We start from the raw sequence: 16557 nt of genomic DNA on the forward strand, positions 1-16557 counted from the left end.
CATGATCGCCAGACCGCTTCGGCATTTTCCAACCTGCGCGCCCGCGCGCATCTTCCGCCCATGACCAGACCCTTCGACGCGATCATCATCGGCAGCGGCCAGGCCGGGCCCTTCCTGGCCGAGCGGCTGACCAGGGCCGGCCAGACCGTCGCCCTCATCGAGCGCGAGCATCTGGGCGGGACCTGCGTCAATGACGGCTGCATCCCGACCAAGACCTTGGTGGCCAGCGCCCGCGTCGCCCATCTGGCCCGCCGTGCGGCCGACTACGGCGTGATGCTCGGCGGTCCCGTTCGCGTGGACATGGCCAAGGTCAAGGCGCGCAAGGACGCGGTGGTCCAGGCCTCGATCGACGGGCTGACTTCCTGGCTGGAAAACATGGAGCGCCTGACTCTGATCCGCGGCGAAGCGCGCTTCGAAGGCCCGCACGCGGTCAGCGTGAATGGCGAGACCCTGACGGCCCCGAAGATCTTCATCAACGCCGGCGGCCGGCCTGTGATCCCCGATTGGCCCGGCCTGGCGGACATCCCCTACCTGACCAACACCGGGATGATGGGCCTGGACGCCCTCCCGGAGCATCTGATCGTCGTCGGCGGCAGCTATATCGGCCTGGAGTTCGCCCAGATGTACCGCCGCTTCGGCGCGGCGGTGACGGTGCTGGAATACGGCGACCGCCTGATCGCTCGCGAGGACCCGGAGATCAGCCAGGCCGTCCGCGCCATGCTCGAGGCCGAGGGGATCGTCGTCCACACCGGCGTCCGCGACTTCGCCGTCCGGCCGGACGCCGCCGGCCTGAGGCTGACCGCGACCGGGCTGGACATCCCCGGCAGCCACCTGCTGCTGGCGATCGGCCGCCTGCCCAACAGCGACGGGCTGGACCTGGCCGCTGCAGGCGTCGAGACCGACGCGCGCGGCTATATCAAGGTCGACGATCGGCTGCGCACCAATGTCGATGGGGTCTGGGCGCTGGGCGACATCAACGGCCGGGGGGCCTTCACCCACACCAGCTACAATGATTTCGAGATCGTGGCCGCCAACCTGCTGGACGACGATCCGCGTCAGGTCAGCGACCGCATCCCCGCCTACGCCCTGTTCACCGACCCGCCGCTGGGCCGGGTAGGCATGACCGAGGCCGAGGTCCGCGCCGCCGGTCGTCCGGCCCTGGTCGGGGTCATGCCGATGACCCGGGTCGGTCGGGCCAAGGAGCGGGGCGAGACTACCGGCTTCATGAAGGTGCTGGTCGATGCCCAGACCCAGCGCATCCTGGGCGCGGCCCTGCTCTGCATCGAGGGGGACGAAATCGTCCACTCCCTGCTCGATGTGATGGCGGCCGACGCGCCTTACACCGTCATCCAGCGCAGCGTGCACATCCACCCGACGGTCAGCGAACTGATCCCGACCCTGCTGGGCCAGCTCAAGCCCCTAGACTGAAGCGGGCGCCACGGCGCTCATCACCTCGCCGATCTCGTCATGCAGGACGAGGTCGGCCACGACGTCCTGCTCGGTCGGCTCGCGGTTGACGATGGCCAGGGCCGCGCCGTTGCGCTTGGCCATCAGCGGGAAGCCGGCCGCGGGATAGACCACCAGGGACGAGCCCAGCACCAGGCAGAGGTCGCAGGCCAGGATCTCATCCTCGGCCCGGGCCATCGGTCCCTCGGGCATCGACTGGCCGAACGAGATGGTGGCGGTCTTCACCAAGCCGCCACAGGCGCGGCAGCTGGGGATTTCGCCGCGGCCCAGGAAGCTCTGCTTGAGCACGTCCAGCTCGTGGCGCAGGCCGCACTCCAGGCAGGTCGCGTAACTGGCGTTGCCGTGCAGCTCGATGACCTTGTCGTCGGGCACGCCGCTGTTCTGGTGCAGGTTGTCGACGTTCTGGGTGATCACCGAACTCACCTTGCCCGCCGCCACCAGCCGCGCCACCGCATAATGGCCGGCGTTGGGCTCGCGGCCCGTCCAGCCGGCGGCGCCGGAGAAGGTGCGGGTCCAGGCTTCGAGCCGTTTCTCTTCGCTGGCCACGAAGTCCTGGAAATAGATGGGTTTCATCTTGCTCCACACCCCGCCCGGGCTGCGGAAATCGGGAATGCCGGACTCGGTGGAAATACCCGCGCCGGTGAACACCACCACACGGCTTGCGTCCTCGATCATCCGGGCCAGACGTTCACGCGACATGCTAGGTCTCCATCCTCACCAGCCTGCCGGAAGCCATGCGCCACCTCAACCTGATCTCGCTGCTCGTCGCCGACTATGACGGCGCCATCGCCTTCTACCGCGACGCCCTGGGTTTCACCCTTATCGAGGACAACGACATGGGCGGGGGCAAGCGCTGGGTGGTCGTCGCCCCGCGCCCGGACGCCGAGACCCGCATCCTGCTGGCCAAGGCCGCCAACCCTGAGCAGGCCGCCCGCATCGGCGAGCAGACCGGCGGGCGGGTCTTCCTGTTCCTGCACACCGACGACTTCGCCGCCGATCACGCCCGCATGACCGCCGCCGGGGTGAAGTTCCTGGAGGCGCCGCGCCATGAGCCCTACGGAACCGTGGCGGTGTTCGAGGACCTCTGCGGCAACCGCTGGGACCTGCTGCAGCCGGCTTGACCCGCGATCTGGACGGGAACATCGTCCTGCTATGGCCAATCCTGCCGCCGAGAGCGAGTTCGCCAAACTGCCAGCCTGGAAGGGCTGGCTGCTGCTGGTCGTCTGTGTGGTCGGCCTTGCCGCCCTGGCGGTGGCGCTGGCGCCGCAGAGCTGGTTTCCCGCCTGGCTCGACGGCGATCGCAGGCTGTCGCTGATCGGGCTGACCATAGCGCCCTCGGTCCTCATCGTGCTCTGGACCCGGCGCGATGGCCGGTGGTCGAGCGTGCGACCTTTCGAGCGCGTGCTCACGACCGTCGCCTTGGCTCTCTGGGGCGCGGTGATGCTGGACATGATCCTGAAGATCTGGGGCGGTGACCTGATACCCGCCGGGTACGAGGACGTCGTGCAGGGCGCGGCCTTCGTCGGCATGCTGATCCTGATGGTCACCCGCGGCGTCCTGCGTGGGCTGGACGACGCCAAGCCACGACGGCATGACATAGCGATGGGCGAATGAGCATGGTCGAACAGGGCGGCATCGTTGCTCCCCTGCCGGAGGCCAGGACGACCGCGCGGGAGTCGGGCGCCGCCCAGCTTGGCGGGTTCATGCTCTGGGCCGCCATCATGGTCGCCTGCGTCGCGGTGACGAATTCGAAGCTGCCGGGCTGGCAGGTCGTGGCGAGCCTGCTCGGCCTGGGACTGCCGATGCTGGCGCTGGCCGGCTTCCTGCGCTGGCGGGGCAGGCTGACTTCGCTGGCGGTGATCAGCCAGACCCTTGGCAGCTACTCGACCGCCTTTGGCCTGTGCTTCCTGGCCAGGGACTACATGCCGCCGGCTCTGCAGACGATGTTCGTCGGCGCCTACGGTCTGTTCACGGTCGCCTTCTGGTTCGTTCTCGTCGGCCTGTTGCTTTATCTGATCCTGCGCGGCCCCCTGGGCTTCCACCGCCGTCGGACCGACCTCTCGATGGGCGACCTCTTCGACTGACGCTTGACGCCCACACCCTTGTGGCAGCCATACTGCCAAAAAGATCGGGAGGCGCTGCGTGACCTTGACCACCCCACTGGCCCTCAGCGGCGCCCCCGGCTCGCCCTATACCCGCAAGATGCTGGCGCTGATGCGCTATCGCCGCATCCCCTACAAACTCTATTTCACCGGCCGCGAGCCGCCCGGAACGCCGGCGCCCAAGGTGCGGCTGCTGCCGACCTTCTATCTGCCGGGCGCGGACGGCGAGGTGCAGGCGGTTACCGATTCCACCCCGCTGCTGCTGCGGTTCGAGACGGAATTCGCCGGCCGCCTAGTCAAGCCGGCCGACCCCGCCCTGCGCTTCCTCGACAGCCTGCTGGAGGACTATGGCGACGAGTGGCTGACCAAGGCGATGTTCCACTACCGCTGGGCCTTCGAGCCTGACGCCGATAAGGCCGGTCGGGTGCTGCCGAGCTGGGGCCCGCCCATGGCCCCGGACGAGCTGGCCCAGCGCGCCGCCTTCATCTCCGAGCGGCAGATCGGCCGGCTGCGCTATGTCGGCTCCAACCCGACGACCGGACCAGTGATCGAAGCCAGCTATGTGCGCTGGCTGGCGCTGATGGAGGCCCATCTTTGCGCTCACCGCTACCTGCTGGGCGAGCGGCCGGGCGCCAGCGACTTCGCGGTGTTCGGCCAGTTGACCCAGCTGGTCGCCTTCGACCCCACGCCCACCGCCATCGCCGACAAGGCCGCCCCGCGCGTGGCCGCCTGGGTGGGGATGACCGAGGATCTTTCGGGGCTGGAGCCTCAGGACAGTGACTGGTTCGACAGCGCCAATCTGCCGGCCACCCTGCTGGCGATGATCGCCGAGACCGGCCGGGTCTATGCGCCGCTGCTGGTCGCCAACGCCGAGGCAGTGGCCTCGGGCGCGACGGAGATGTCCACGCAGATCGATGGCCAGGCCTGGGTGCAGCAGCCCTTCGCCTACCAGGCCAAGTGCCTGAACTGGCTGCGCGAGGAGTACGCCGCCCTGGCCGCCGGCGACCGCGCCAGGGTCGAGGCGGCGCTCGAGGGCACGGGCTGGGCGGGCGTGTTCGGCTAGACGCGGTCGCGGCTCAGAACACGTCGAATGTCGAGACCGGCATCCACTTGCAGGGCTCGCTGGCGGCCTCGCTGACCAGGGCCTTCAGTGTCGCCGAGACCTCCGAAGGGCTGGGCTTGATCGGGATCAGCGGACAGGGAACGGTGAGGATCTTGCCGCAGGGCGGCGTGGGTCGCGGCTTGGCGGCGCGTGCGGCCAGCAGGGCCTTCATGCGCGGCAGCAACAGGGCCGGTTTCAGCGGTTTTTCGATCACCAGGTCCGCGCCGCAGCAGGCGGCCCGGGTGATGTTGAGCCGCGAGGTCTCCGAGGTGATGATGGCGAACGGCGTGCGCTGCAGGACGGGATTCTCGTGCGCCCGCACCCAGCGCACCAGGCTGAAGCCGTCCTCTTCCGGCATCACCAGATCCGAAATGATCATGCCGACATCGTGCTTTTCGAGGACGGCCTGGGCCTGGGCCACCGACGACACGCCCCGGACCGCCACGGCGCCCCAGGCCAGCAGCACCTCGCGCACCAGCCTGATCCAGGGCGCATTGTCGTCGACCACCAGGAAGCGGGTCGATCGGATCAGATTATCGGCCTCCGGCGGCCCGCTCATGCATTTCCCGATCCGTGACTGACGCTCCATAGCCAATACAGCAGCAGGGCGCCTGGCGCGTTAACGGGACCGCCGGCCACTCAACCAATGGCCGTGACCGATCGCCACAGGACGAATGAGGGTGGGTCGCGCGAGCGCGCGGGGGCGACGCTAGCTGGCGGTGGAGCCCGGCACGGCCGGAGCGTCGAGCAGGGCGCAGTTGGGGAGGGTGCTGATCGGGGGAGCGCCGCCGACCGAGAGGCTGACCCCGACCCATTGGCCGGCATAGCCTTCGCCGGGGGCCGGCCAGTTCATGGTCTTGACGGAAGAGGCGATGACCTCGTCCAGCTGGACATTGCCGGTGGACTGAACCACCACGGCCTGGGCCACGTGATCGCGGTCTTCGCCCCAGCGGATGCAGACGCCCGCCGTGCCGCCCAGCGCTTCACCAGAAGCCACCACCGGCGCGTCGGCCGCGAAAGCCGGCGCCGCGGTCGAGGCGGCCAGCATGAGGGCGATCCCGATCTGTGCCAATTTCATCCTGTCGTCTCCCTTTTGCGGTTCTAAAAGCACATCACGGGCCAGCCGCAAATAGTTGTTTACGTTCTGTTAACCATTATGAACATGAGACGGGATGAGAAGACCGCGCCCCGAACGCAGAACGAGACCGGCGGAAATCCGCCGGTCTCGTCCGCAAGCGCTGGGCGCGAAGGGCCTATTGCGGCTTGGGAATCGGCGGGGTCGGGATTTCCGGCGCCGAGGGGGGCGCGGCGGGGCTGGGCAGGTTGACGTTCAGGTCGACCGACTTCTTCTGGTTCAGCATGCCGCCGCCGAAGATGAAGAATGCGCCGATCGCCAGGAGCGCGGCCAGCAAAACGCCGACCACCACGCCCATGCCACTGCCGCCGCTCGATTGGGTTGCTGCCATCTGGAGTCCTCCTTGTGCTTAACCAAGCGCGGAAGACGGCGAAGAGTTGCTAGCTGAGGCCCAGGGTAATGCTTGGGGGCCCCATCGCCTGGCGATGATCGAGCATGGCCCGGCCCAGCAGGAAGATGCTGGCCAGGGTCAGCAGCAGGCCAATCAGGATGGCCACCACGATCCCCAGCCCATCCCCGCGTCTCGCCCGATAGAATCCCATGCCTACACTCCCTGCCCCATCCTAGTGGAGCGCGAGTCGGGCCAAATGGTTGCGCGTCAATTCAGCCCATCTGGGCCAGGGCGTTCAGGGCCTGGCGCAGGGGGGCCGAAAGCGCCGGATCGGCGGCGATCTGGGCGGGCGTTTCGCTCCGTCCACGCAGGTTTACGGTGACGAAGGCGGCCTCGACCAGGGTGGTGAACATGACCGACAGATTGTCCCGCATATGGGCCTGGGCGTAGTCGCCCGGCGGGGTGGCGTTGATCACCGCCACCGGCGTCTCATGCAGGCCCGGATGGGAGACCAGCCAGTCCAGCCCGTTCTTCATCACGCCCGCCACGCCGTGGGCGTATTCGGGGCTGGAGATCACCAGGGCGTCGCAGGCCTCCACCGCCGCCCGCCACGCCGCCACCCTGGCCGGGGCGGGGTCGATGTCGAGGTCGGGGTTGAAGAAGGGCAACTCGCCCAGCCCCCGCCAGATCTCGACCTCCACGCCCGCCGGCGCGAGCAAAGCCAGGGCCTGTATCGCCCGGCTGTTGGACGAGGCGGCCCGCAGGCTTCCGGAGACGGCCAGGATGCGCATGGCTGTTTCCTAGGCCGGGGCGCGCGGCCCGGCGATGCAGAACTTCTAAGCCCGCCTCCCACGAAAGGCGCCTGTCGCCAGCGGCCGGGGTGGGTGTATGCAGCCGCCATGACCCAGATGCTCACCGGCCCCGCCTCGCACAGCTTCATCTCCCAGCGCCTGCGCCTGCACTATGTCGACTGGGGCAATCCCGGCGCGCCGCCGCTGCTGCTGCTGCACGGCGGCCGCGATCATTGCCGCAGCTGGGACTGGGTGGCCGAGCGGCTGCGGGGGCGGTACCGCATCATCGCCCCGGACCTGCGCGGCCATGGCGACAGCGCCTGGTCGCCCGACGGCGACTATTCGATGGGGGCCTATGTCTATGACCTGGCCCAGCTCATCCATCAGCTGAAGCTGGCTCCGCTGACCATCGTGGCCCACAGCCTGGGGGGCAATATCGCCCTGCGCTATACGGGCCTCTACCCCGAGAACGTCAGCAAGGTCGTGGCCATCGAGGGCCTGGGCCCCTCCCCCCGAATGATCGAGGAACGCCGCGCCATTCCAGCCCAGAAGCGCTGGCGCGACTGGATCGACGACAAGCGGGCCGTCGCCGGCCGCCAGGCCCGCCGCTACGCCAGCCTGGAAGAGGCGCTGGGCCGCATGAAGGCCGAGAACGGCTACCTGACCGACGACCAGGCCCGCCACCTGACCGAGCACGGGGTCAGCCAGAACGAGGACGGCACGTTCAGCTGGAAATTCGACAACTATCTCCACGTCTGGAACGCCCCCCACGACATGGACCCCGAGGCCATCGCCGGCCTCTGGGAGAACATCACCTGCCCCACCCTGCTCTGCTACGGCGAAAAGAGCTGGGCCTCGAACCCGGAGAAGGACGGGCGGATGCGGCATTTCAGGAACGCCAGGGTGGTGAGTTTCCCGGACGCGGGGCACTGGCTGCACCATGACCGGTATGAGCTGTTCATGAGCGAGCTGGAGGGGTTCCTGGGCTGAGGAAACCGGAGCGGCCGGAGCGCGCCGCCCGCCATGGTCAGCCGGTTCCGTCCGTCACCAGACGGCTGGGCCGGGTCATCAGGACCGCGGCGGCCAGACCCGCCGCCAGCATCGCCGCCGGGGCCAGGAAGCCGGCCCCATAGGCGGCCAGCGACTCCGCGCCGGACAGGGCCGAGAACACCGCCAGGGTGATGACCACCCCGGCCGGCAGGCCGATCTGCTGGGCGGTGAACAGCAGGCCCGAGGCCGCGCCCTGGGTTTCCGCCGGGGTGCGGGCCAGGGCCAGGCTCATCAGGGCCATGAAGGCGGTGGTGCTGCCGAACACCGCGACGAAGGCCAGCGGCGCGACCAGCGTCAGGTAGCGGCCCAGCGGAACCGCCAGGGCCAGCAGCAACAGGGCGGCGATCTCCAGCGACAGGCCGCCGATGGCCAGGCTGCGCAGCGGCCAGCGCTTCATCAGCATCGGGGCGCAGGGGCCGGCGGCCATGGTGGCCAGCGCGATGGGGGTCATGGCCAGGCCGGCGGCGGCGGCGGAATAGTGCAGGCCGGTCTGCAGATAGAGGCTGGTCAGCACGAACAGACCGCCGAAGCCGCCGATCAGTCCCATCAGGGCCAGGGCTCCGCCGGTGAGGTTCTCGGCCCGGAACAGGGCGGGCGGCAGCAGCGGCGAGGCATGCCGCGCCTGACGCCAGAAGAAGCCGGCGAACCCGGCCAGGGCGGCGGCCAGCACGCCGCCGCCGCGCCAGGACACCAGGCCGTGCTCGCCCAGGGCCGACAGGGCGGACAGCAGCAGGCCGGTGGAGGCGGCGATCAGCCCCGCCCCGACCACGTCGTCCAGGGCTCGCCCATGTCCGGCCGAGGGCGCCCTTGGCAGCACCGCCAGGGTCAGGGCCAGGCAGGCGGCGATGAGCGGCAGGTTGAGGAAGAACACCGCCCGCCAGCCGATCTGGGTGGTGAGCAAACCGCCCAGCACCAGGCCGACGATCACCGACAGGCCCTGCATGGCGGCGAACACCCCCATGGCCCGGTGCCGGGGCGGGCCCTCGGGCAGGAAGGCGTGGATCAGCGAGAAGCTGGCCGGCGAGATCAAAGCCCCGCCCAGCCCCTGCAGGCAGCGGGCGGCCAGCAGCATCCACAGATTGACGCTGAGCCCCGACAGCAGCGAGCCGGTTCCGAACAGCAGCAGGCCCCAGGTCAGGCTTCGCCGGTGGCCGATGGCGTCGGTCAGCCGCCCGCCGATGATCAGGAAGCCGGCGAACACCGCGCCATTGGCCGAGACCACCCAGGCCAGCTGGCCGGGCGGGATGGCCAGCCCCCGGCCGATGGTCGGCAGGGCGACGCTGACGATGGAGAAGTCGGCGGTGATAACCAGCTGGGCCAGGCCCATCAGGAAGGTGATGGCCCCCAGGCGAAGGGGCGGAGCGGCGGGCTCCAGGCGGGCGGTGGTCAAGGCCAGTTCCCCTCTCGCGCGCTCAGCGCATGTACGAAGCCTTGTTGGCGAAGACGATGGTCTCGCTGATCACCGTCTCGGCCAGCACCGCCTGGAAGTCGGCGAAACCCGGCTGCGCCATGAAGGCCTGCAGGCCGCGGTCGAAATGCTGGAAGTCGTCCAGCTCCCAGAGATCGATGACATTGCCCAGCCGCCCGGTGCGCTGGATGAAGGCGCCGGCCAGACGCCAGCCCTGACCCTCCAGGAAAGGGACGGCGGTCTTCTCCATCGCTTCCAGGAAGCGGCCCAGGCCGCCGGCGTGGACCTCCAGCGTGACGTGCAGATAGACTGACATCGCATCCCCTCCCCGGGATCAGTCGAGCGGCATGCCGATCATCCGGGCCACGTGACGGTGGGTGTTCTGCAGGGCGATCTCGTTGCGGCCGTAGACGATGCGGAAGCCTTCCGGCGCGTGCTGCAGGTTGCGCTGGCCCTCCTTGGAGACGCTGTAGTCCTCGGTGCGCACGACCTCTTCGATGTAGTCGTGGGCCCCCTCGAAGGCGGCGTCGGGGGTCCCGGCCGGGGCGTCGGCGCCGCGGTAGGTGGACATGATGGTGAAGGAGCGGCCGGGGACATCGCCTGGATAGAGGCGGTACATGCCGATCATGCTGCCGCCGCCCTCCATGGGCGCGCCGTAGACGATGGAGTTGGGGAAGACCAGGTGGCTGCCGCCGTAGGGCGTCACCGGCCAGTCCTGCTCGTCCACCCCGACCAGGTCGCGATAGCCGCTGTTGGTGAAGTTGACCCGGTAGTGGGGCCCGAAGCTGTCGAACAGGATGACGTTGGAGCAGGTGGTGGTCCCGAACGTCGTCGGGTGCAGGGCGCCGAAATGGTAGCCCTCGCCATAGGTGTCCAGGGCGTATTTCCAGTTGGTCTCGACCTCGACCCGGCTGTGCTTGATCAGGCTGGTCCCGGCCAGGTTCAGCCGCAGCAGCTCGGGGCCCATCTCGCCCAGCCAGGCGGCGACATCGATGGTCTCCTCGCCGGCATAGGCCTTGACGAAGACCATGCCGCCCCACTCGCCGACCGGGACGCGGACCAGATTGCGGGTGGTCCGATCGATGGTCTCGAAGGAGTCCTCGCCGGGCATGGCGACCAGCCGGCCGTCGAGGTCGAAGCTCCAGGCATGGAAGGGGCAGACCAGCAGCTTGCGCCTGGCGCAATCGCTGACCAGCCGCGCGGCCCGGTGGGTGCACATGTTGAGGAAGGCGTTCAGCGCGCCCTCGCGATTGCGCACGATCAGGATGGCGGGCCCGACGCTGTCGAATAGCAGCACGTCGCCCGGGTTGGCCACCTCGCAGGAGAGGCCGGCCAGCAGGGGCGCCTTGCCGAACAGCTCGCGCTTCTCGGCCTCGAAGCGGACGGGGTCGGTGTATTCCGACGGCGAGATGGTCAGGGGCGCCGGCCCCCAGTCGGTGGTACCGCCCGCCGCCAGATGGGCGACGGTGCGGCGCTCCAGCCGGCGCATGGCCTCCGCGTCGCTGTCCTGCTGAGCGGGCGCTTCAAGCGTATCGGACATAGATCTACTCCATCGAATGGCCCCGGAGCGCGCCGCGCCCCGGGGAAAGGCCCCTACCGGCGCAGCGTGAACTGGATGGCGATGGTCCGCGGCGGGCGCGGCGTGCCCACCAGGTCCGAGCGGATGCCGAGCGGCGTGCCCGTGCCGCTGCCGGAGCTGGGCGCGTCGCCGGCGGAGGTCAGGACATACTCATCGGTGAGGTTCTTGCCGATCAGGGCGACCTCCCAGCGGCCATCCTCGCCGCCCAGCCGCGCCGAGGCGTCGAACACCGTGTAGGCGTCCTGCCGGCCGTTGGGGTTGGCGAAGGGGCTCAGCAGATAGTCGCTGCTGCCATGCAGGTTGCCCGAGAGACCGAAGACCAGGCCGTTGATCGGCTCCGACTGGTAGTCGGCCTGCAGCGAGCCGGTCCATTCCGGGGCGTTGGCGGTGGGCTTGCCGCTGAGGTCCTGGACCGGGCGGCCCCCGACGATGGTGCAGCCCTGGCTCGGCCGCTGGCCGCCCCAGCAGGGCGCCCCGCCGAAATCCTCATAGCGCGACTTGTTGTAGGAGAGGCTGCCGCTGATCAGCAGGCCGTGGGCGAATTCGGGGGCCCACTCGGCCTGGAACTCGGCGCCCTCGGTCTTCACCGAGCCGGCGTTGGTGGTGATGTACTGGATCTTGGTGGCGTCGAAGAAGTCGATCTGGAAGTCCTTGTAGTCGTAGCTGAAGACGTCGAACGAGGCCCGCAGCGTGCCGTCGAACAGGGTGGCCTTGACCCCGCCCTCGAAGCCCTGCGGCTTCTCCGGCTCGAAGGTCAGGTCGTCGACGGTGGTGTTGATGCTGTGCAGGGCGCTGCCCGAGAAGCCGCCCGACTTGAAGCCCCGCTTGTAGGCGGCATAGAGCGTCAGGTTGCTGCGGGGACGCCAGGTCAGGGTCACTTCAGGCGACAGGTCGTTGAAGCTCTGGTTGGCGTTCAGCGGCGAGTTGGGCACGAAGACGCCCTGGTAGAGGCTGATCACATAGGGCTGGTCGAAGGTCGAATCCTTGGTCTCGTGGGTGTAGCGCCCGCCGGCCGTCAGCTCCCAGCCGTCGGCGATCTTCCAGATCACCTGGCCGAAGCCCGCGAAGGTGGTTCCGTCGGTGCGCGACAGCTTTTCCAGGGTGATGTAGCGCAGCTCGGGCCGGGTGACGGTCGGATCTTCCAGGGCGCCCGGGAAGATGATCTGCTGATGGAAGTCCAGCTGGGTGTTCTGGTAGTAGACCCCGCCCATGAAGTCGAAGGGCCCATCCAGGTCGGTCTGAAAGCGGATTTCCTCGGAGAAGGCGCGGTATTCCGACTTTTCCGTGCCCCAGGTGCCGCCGTTGGCCGAGCCGGTGAAGTCGTAGTCGCCGAGGAAGTAGTTGACGAAATGGTGCAGGCCGGTGACCGAGCTGAAGGTCACGGGGCCGGCCCTGTAGTCGGCGTTGGCGGTGAACGAGTAGGAGTCGTAGTCCTGATAGAGCTGTCCGCCGTGGCGGCCCAGCAGGGGGTTGGTCGCGGCGATGTCCTTGGGGACGTCGTTCTGCTGGATCTTCCAGTCCTTGTTGCAGATCTCGCCGGGGTGGACCTGGGCCGAGCCCAGCGGACAGGAGATCAGCTCGTCGTTCCAGGTGGCGTCGGTCACCCGATAGGTATCGACGGCCGCCTTCAGGGTCAGGGAGAAGGCGTCGTTGGGGTTCCATTGTCCGGTCAGCCGGGCGACGAAGTCCTGCTCGCCGGGGATGTCTTTCTCCGGCGCGGGTGAGACGTGGAGGGTGGAGGCGAAGGTGTTGACGTTCAGGGTGCTGAGCGGCATCGCGCTCGCCTGGTTCTGGACGTAGCCGCCCTGCATCTGCGAGCCGCGGACGGCCAGGCGCAGGCCGAAGGTGTCGGTGACCGGCCCCGAGACCACCGCCTCGATCGAGGGGGTCTTGGAGTCGAACTCATAGCCCAGGCGGCCCATCGCCTCGAACTCGCCCGTCGGCCCGGCCGAGGTGAAGGACAGCACGCCGGCGGTGGCGTTCTTGCCGAAGAACAGCGCCTGAGGCCCCTTGAGGACCTCGACCTGCTTCATGTCGAAGAAGCCCTCGTTGATGATCCGGCCCTGGCCGTAATAGACGCCGTCGACGATGACCGCGACCGACTGCTCGATGCCGATGCTGGTCGAGGACGAGCCGATGCCGCGCACGCTGATGGTCGCGCCGCTGCCGCTGCTGCCGCGCGAGACGGTCAGTTGGGGCATCGAGGCGGAAATGTCCTCGATCGACTTGAGCGACTGGCGTTCCAGCTGCTTGCCGCTGAGGGCGCTGACCGCCACCGGGATGTTCTGGATGTTCTCTTCCCGCTTGCGGGCGGTGACGATGACGTCCGAAAGCATGGTGGGCTCGGCGTCGGTCTCCGCCGCCCGCGCCATGCCGACGCCGCCGGCCAGGGCGGCGAGGCCCGAGACCGAGATGAGCAGGGCTCGCGAGAGCGCCGATCGACGGGTGGTCTTGCTGTTCATGATGTTCCTCCCCCTTGTTGTTTGTTTTTCGTGTCGGCCGCGGTGAAGGGCCGGGTTGCTACTCAAAGACGGGCGGGAATGGCCGCCCCAGCTGCTCGCCGATGCGCGCGCCGCCGTATTCGCCGGCGGAAATCAGCCGCAGGCGGGAAAGCCGCCAGCCCTGGGGCGTGCGGACAAAGCGATTTTCGTAACGGCCCCAGCGGTGGCAGTCGGCGGTGACCGGAAAGCCGGTGAAGCGCTGCCAGGAATACATGTAGCTGTGGAAGATCACGCTGTCGGGCGTCTCGAAACGGACCTCGACATTGCTGATGTGGTGGCTGCCGCTGACCGTCACGGCCAGGGCGTCGGTCAGCATCCTGGTCAGCTCGCCCTTGCCGTTGAGCAGCAGCTGGCCCGTGCCCGGCCAGAAGTCGGCCACGCAGTCGTCGGTGAACAGGGCGACCATCGAGAGAGGGTCGAGATTGTCGGCGTGGCGGCAGTATTCATGCATCGTCTCGACGATGTCGATGCGATCCTGGATCCGCTGGATGGTCTCTTCGAGGGACATGCTCGAGGCTTTCGTCATGGTTGCTGCGCGGGACGGTCAGGCGATCTTGATCCAGACCGTCTTGATCTGGGTGTAGTGCTCCAGGGACTCGTGGCCGAGGCTGCGGCCATAGCCGGACTGCTTGACCCCGCCGTAGGGGATGGCCGGATTGACCCGCTGGTAGGTGTTGATCCAGACCGTGCCGGCCCGAATGGCGCGGCTGGCCCGGTGGGCGCGCGACAGGTCGCGGGTCCAAACCCCGGCGGCCAGGCCGAACTCGGTGTCGTTGGCGATGGCCAGGGCCTCTTCCTCGGTGTCGAAGGGGATGACCGACATCACCGGACCGAAGATCTCCTCGCGGGCGATGGTCATGCGGTTGTCGACCCCGGTGAAGATGGTCGGCTTGTGGAAATAGCCCGTGCTGCCGTGCTGCTCGCCGCCCAGAGCCACCTGCGCGCCCTGCGCCTTGCCCAGCGCCACGTAGCGGTTCACCCGGTCCAACTGCTCCTGCGAGATCAGCGGGCCCATCTGGGTGTCGGGCCTAAAACCCGAGCCGATCTTGATGTTGCGCGAGCGGGCGACCATCTCGGCGACCAGCTCGTCATGGATGCCGCGCTGGATCAGCACCCGGGTGCCGGCCGTGCAGACCTGGCCCGAATGGCCCCAGGCGGCGCCGGCGACGGCGGTGGCGGCGGCGTCCAGGTCGGCGTCGTCGAAGACGATCTGCGGGCTCTTGCCGCCCAGCTCCATGCTCAGGCGCTTGAGGGTCGGGGCGGCGGCGGCCTGGATGCGGCGGCCGGTCTCGCCCGAGCCGGTGAAGCTGATGGCGTCGACCAGCGGGTGCTCGACCAGGGCGGCGCCGACGACCTCACCCCGGCCCTGGACGACATTGACCACGCCGGGCGGTATGCCGGCTTCCAGGCAGAGCTTGGCCACCACGAGGGCGGTCAGCGGGGTCTGCTCGGCGGGTTTGAGCACCACGCTGTTGCCGCAGGCCAGGGCCGGGACGATGGCGCAGGGCGCGGCCGAGGGTCCGTTCCAGGGCGAGATCACCGCGCAGACCCCGACCGGCTCGCGCACCTCCTGCACCACCACGTCGGGCGGCGAGGCGGGCATGCGGCCCTGCAGCTTGGTGGGCCAGCCGGCGTAGTAGTCGACCGTGTCGATGCCGAACTGGACGATGAATTCCGAATAGGCCCGGACCACCCCGCCATCGATGACGTCCAGGTCCATGAGCAGGGGACGGCTCTGCTGCAGCAGGACCGACAGGCGGTGCAGCCGGCGCTCCTTCTCCTGGGCGTCCAGGTTGCGCCAGCGGCCGTCGTCGAAGGCCTGGCGGGCCGAGCGCACCGCCCGGTCGACATCCTCGGCTCCGCCGGACGCGCAACGGGCGAACTCCAGGCCCGTGGCGGGGTCGAAGATGGCCATGGTCTCGCCCGAGGCCGAGGCGACGATCTCGCCCTCGATCAGATGACCGAACTCGCTCTGGCTGAGGAAACTCGCCGCGGCGCCCGACAGGGGCCAGTCGTCGACGGTCTTCAGGAAGGCGCGGGTGGCTCGCATGGGGTCTGGTCTCGAAGCAATCGGGCGCAGGTCCCCGGCGCGCGGGACAAGGTCTCCGCGCCGGGAAGTCCGGCCGTGGATGGGTGGGGACGCGTAACAAAGCCGCATCGGCCGAGGCCGAATGGGCAAACCTGAACTAACTGGAGGGGGGGCCCATTTTTTGACGTTCTCCCTGGATCGTTTATTGTTATGTTACGAGCGTTATATAACAACCGTTATGTGAAGGCGTCAATGCCAATTCCTGCCGATCATCATGCTAGACGAGCCCAGGTTGTCGCCGTGGCTCTGCGACTTATTGCGCGAGCGGGATTGGACGCTGTGACGGTGCGGGACGTGGCGGCGGAGGCCGGCTTCAGCACGGCCATCGTTTCCCATTATTTCCACAATAAGAAGGAGTTGCTGCACCTCACCTACCTGGCGACGATCGAGCGTTCGACCCAGCGGTGGGAGGCGACCCTGACCAGCAGCGGCGGCGACCTGCGCGCCTATCTGGCCGGGATCATGCCGCTGGACGAGGAGCGGCTGGAGGAGTGGAAGATCTGGCTGGCCTTCTGGGCCAAGGCCGCCACCGACGAATCGATCGCCGTGGTGCAGCGCGATTGCGTGCTGCTGGCGCGCAGCCGCATCCTCGACCTGCTCAACGACCACTACGAAAAGGGCGCCATCCGCCCGGAGATCGACCGGCCCCACGCGGCCCGCCACCTGCTGGCTCTGATCACCGGCATGGCCGTCCAGGTGATGTTCGACGCCGAGGACTGGCCCAACAGCCGCCAGCACGAGCTGGTCGATACGGCCCTGCGGGTGCTCTATCGCCCCAGCCGCATGCCGCCCTCGCTGCGCACGGACGACCAGTCGGCGGTGGCCTAGGGCCAATCGACATTCAGGGTCTGTGATCGGAAATGGGGCCGCCTCTAGCGGCTTCACCCGAACCTCGGCGTCTCGCGGAGGCGTGGGTTTTCGGGTCGCTTCGCGACAGGAAGAGAAGGCAGAAGAGAAGAGGAAGCGGCCGTGGCGGTGGCCGACGCGCCGTGTATCCTCGGC

Annotated in this window: 19 protein-coding genes; 7 read left to right on the top strand and 12 right to left on the bottom strand. The window is 68.5% G+C overall.

All coding sequences use genetic code 11. The annotated features are described in order from the left end of the window. Positions 1–60: 60 nt before the first annotated feature. Positions 61–1428 carry an FAD-containing oxidoreductase gene (locus tag QO010_RS23280; protein WP_307353067.1) on the top strand — a complete coding sequence of 456 codons (1368 nt, stop codon included), beginning with the start codon at positions 61–63 and terminating at the stop codon, positions 1426–1428. Here the strand turns inward: QO010_RS23280 and QO010_RS23285 are convergent. Then, positions 1420–2166 (bottom strand): SIR2 family NAD-dependent protein deacylase, encoded by a 747-nt coding sequence (locus tag QO010_RS23285; protein ID WP_307353069.1) that lies wholly within the window; start codon positions 2164–2166, stop codon positions 1420–1422. The two genes, QO010_RS23280 and QO010_RS23285, sit on opposite strands and share 9 nt — an antisense overlap. 35 nt (positions 2167–2201) lie before the next feature. Between QO010_RS23285 and QO010_RS23290 the strand changes: the two genes are divergently transcribed. The 4 genes from QO010_RS23290 to QO010_RS23305 are packed head-to-tail and all read left to right on the top strand — an operon-like array spanning position 2202 to position 4632. After that, positions 2202–2588, top strand: coding sequence for a VOC family protein (locus tag QO010_RS23290; RefSeq protein WP_307353072.1), 387 nt, complete (start codon positions 2202–2204; stop codon positions 2586–2588). A gap of 31 nt (positions 2589–2619) precedes the next feature. Continuing rightward, positions 2620–3081, top strand: a complete 462-nt coding sequence (locus tag QO010_RS23295) for a hypothetical protein (protein ID WP_307353074.1) — start codon at positions 2620–2622, stop codon at positions 3079–3081. Continuing rightward, positions 3078–3551 (top strand): hypothetical protein, encoded by a 474-nt coding sequence (locus tag QO010_RS23300; protein WP_307353076.1) that lies wholly within the window; start codon positions 3078–3080, stop codon positions 3549–3551. The genes QO010_RS23295 and QO010_RS23300 overlap by 4 nt, the downstream gene beginning before the upstream one ends. Positions 3552–3609: 58 nt before the next feature. Then, on the top strand, positions 3610–4632 hold the full coding sequence (locus QO010_RS23305; protein ID WP_307353077.1) for a glutathione S-transferase N-terminal domain-containing protein: 1023 nt from the start codon (positions 3610–3612) through the stop codon (positions 4630–4632). Positions 4633–4645: 13 nt separating this feature from the next. On the opposite strand, the gene QO010_RS23310 is transcribed toward QO010_RS23305, so the two are convergent. The 5 genes from QO010_RS23310 to QO010_RS23330 all read right to left on the bottom strand — a co-directional run bounded on the left by QO010_RS23310 (position 4646) and on the right by QO010_RS23330 (position 6928). Beyond that, a complete protein-coding gene (locus tag QO010_RS23310; RefSeq protein WP_307353080.1) occupies positions 4646–5230 on the bottom strand; it encodes a response regulator in 585 nt (194 codons plus the stop codon). 150 nt (positions 5231–5380) lie between these two features. Then, complete coding sequence (locus QO010_RS23315) at positions 5381–5749, bottom strand: hypothetical protein (RefSeq protein WP_307353081.1); 369 nt, start codon at positions 5747–5749, stop codon at positions 5381–5383. Positions 5750–5924: 175 nt separating this feature from the next. Beyond that, positions 5925–6137, bottom strand: coding sequence for a hypothetical protein (locus tag QO010_RS23320; RefSeq protein WP_307353083.1), 213 nt, complete (start codon positions 6135–6137; stop codon positions 5925–5927). 49 nt (positions 6138–6186) lie between these two features. After that, positions 6187–6348: a hypothetical protein gene (locus QO010_RS23325; RefSeq protein WP_307353084.1), complete on the bottom strand. Its 162-nt coding sequence runs from the start codon at positions 6346–6348 to the stop codon at positions 6187–6189. A gap of 61 nt (positions 6349–6409) precedes the next feature. Then, on the bottom strand, positions 6410–6928 hold the full coding sequence (locus tag QO010_RS23330; RefSeq protein WP_307353085.1) for an NADPH-dependent FMN reductase: 519 nt from the start codon (positions 6926–6928) through the stop codon (positions 6410–6412). Positions 6929–7036: 108 nt separating this feature from the next. Between QO010_RS23330 and QO010_RS23335 the strand changes: the two genes are divergently transcribed. Next, positions 7037–7918 (top strand): alpha/beta fold hydrolase, encoded by an 882-nt coding sequence (locus tag QO010_RS23335; protein ID WP_307353086.1) that lies wholly within the window; start codon positions 7037–7039, stop codon positions 7916–7918. A 37-nt stretch (positions 7919–7955) separates the two neighbouring features. Here QO010_RS23335 and QO010_RS23340 read toward each other — a convergent pair whose 3' ends face one another. Genes QO010_RS23340 through QO010_RS23365 form a run of 6 tightly spaced genes read right to left on the bottom strand, consistent with a single transcriptional unit; the run spans position 7956 to position 15516 of the window. Then, entirely contained in the window at positions 7956–9368 is a 1413-nt protein-coding gene (locus QO010_RS23340; RefSeq protein ID WP_307353088.1) for an MFS transporter, read from the bottom strand. Positions 9369–9390: 22 nt separating this feature from the next. After that, positions 9391–9702: an NIPSNAP family protein gene (locus tag QO010_RS23345; RefSeq protein ID WP_307353090.1), complete on the bottom strand. Its 312-nt coding sequence runs from the start codon at positions 9700–9702 to the stop codon at positions 9391–9393. Positions 9703–9720: 18 nt separating this feature from the next. Next, positions 9721–10926, bottom strand: coding sequence for an aromatic ring-hydroxylating oxygenase subunit alpha (locus QO010_RS23350; RefSeq protein WP_307353092.1), 1206 nt, complete (start codon positions 10924–10926; stop codon positions 9721–9723). 53 nt (positions 10927–10979) lie between these two features. Next, positions 10980–13427 carry a TonB-dependent receptor gene (locus tag QO010_RS23355; RefSeq protein ID WP_307353094.1) on the bottom strand — a complete coding sequence of 816 codons (2448 nt, stop codon included), beginning with the start codon at positions 13425–13427 and terminating at the stop codon, positions 10980–10982. Between the two features lie 58 nt (positions 13428–13485). Beyond that, positions 13486–13974, bottom strand: a complete 489-nt coding sequence (locus QO010_RS23360) for a nuclear transport factor 2 family protein (protein WP_307353095.1) — start codon at positions 13972–13974, stop codon at positions 13486–13488. A 36-nt stretch (positions 13975–14010) separates the two neighbouring features. After that, positions 14011–15516, bottom strand: coding sequence for an aldehyde dehydrogenase family protein (locus QO010_RS23365; RefSeq protein ID WP_307353096.1), 1506 nt, complete (start codon positions 15514–15516; stop codon positions 14011–14013). Between the two features lie 231 nt (positions 15517–15747). Between QO010_RS23365 and QO010_RS23370 the strand changes: the two genes are divergently transcribed. After that, a complete protein-coding gene (locus QO010_RS23370) occupies positions 15748–16383 on the top strand; it encodes a TetR/AcrR family transcriptional regulator (protein WP_307353098.1) in 636 nt (211 codons plus the stop codon). Positions 16384–16557: the final 174 nt, after the last annotated feature.

The sequence above is a fragment of the Caulobacter ginsengisoli genome (assembly GCF_030814835.1).
GTDB classification, from domain to species: domain Bacteria; phylum Pseudomonadota; class Alphaproteobacteria; order Caulobacterales; family Caulobacteraceae; genus Caulobacter; species Caulobacter ginsengisoli.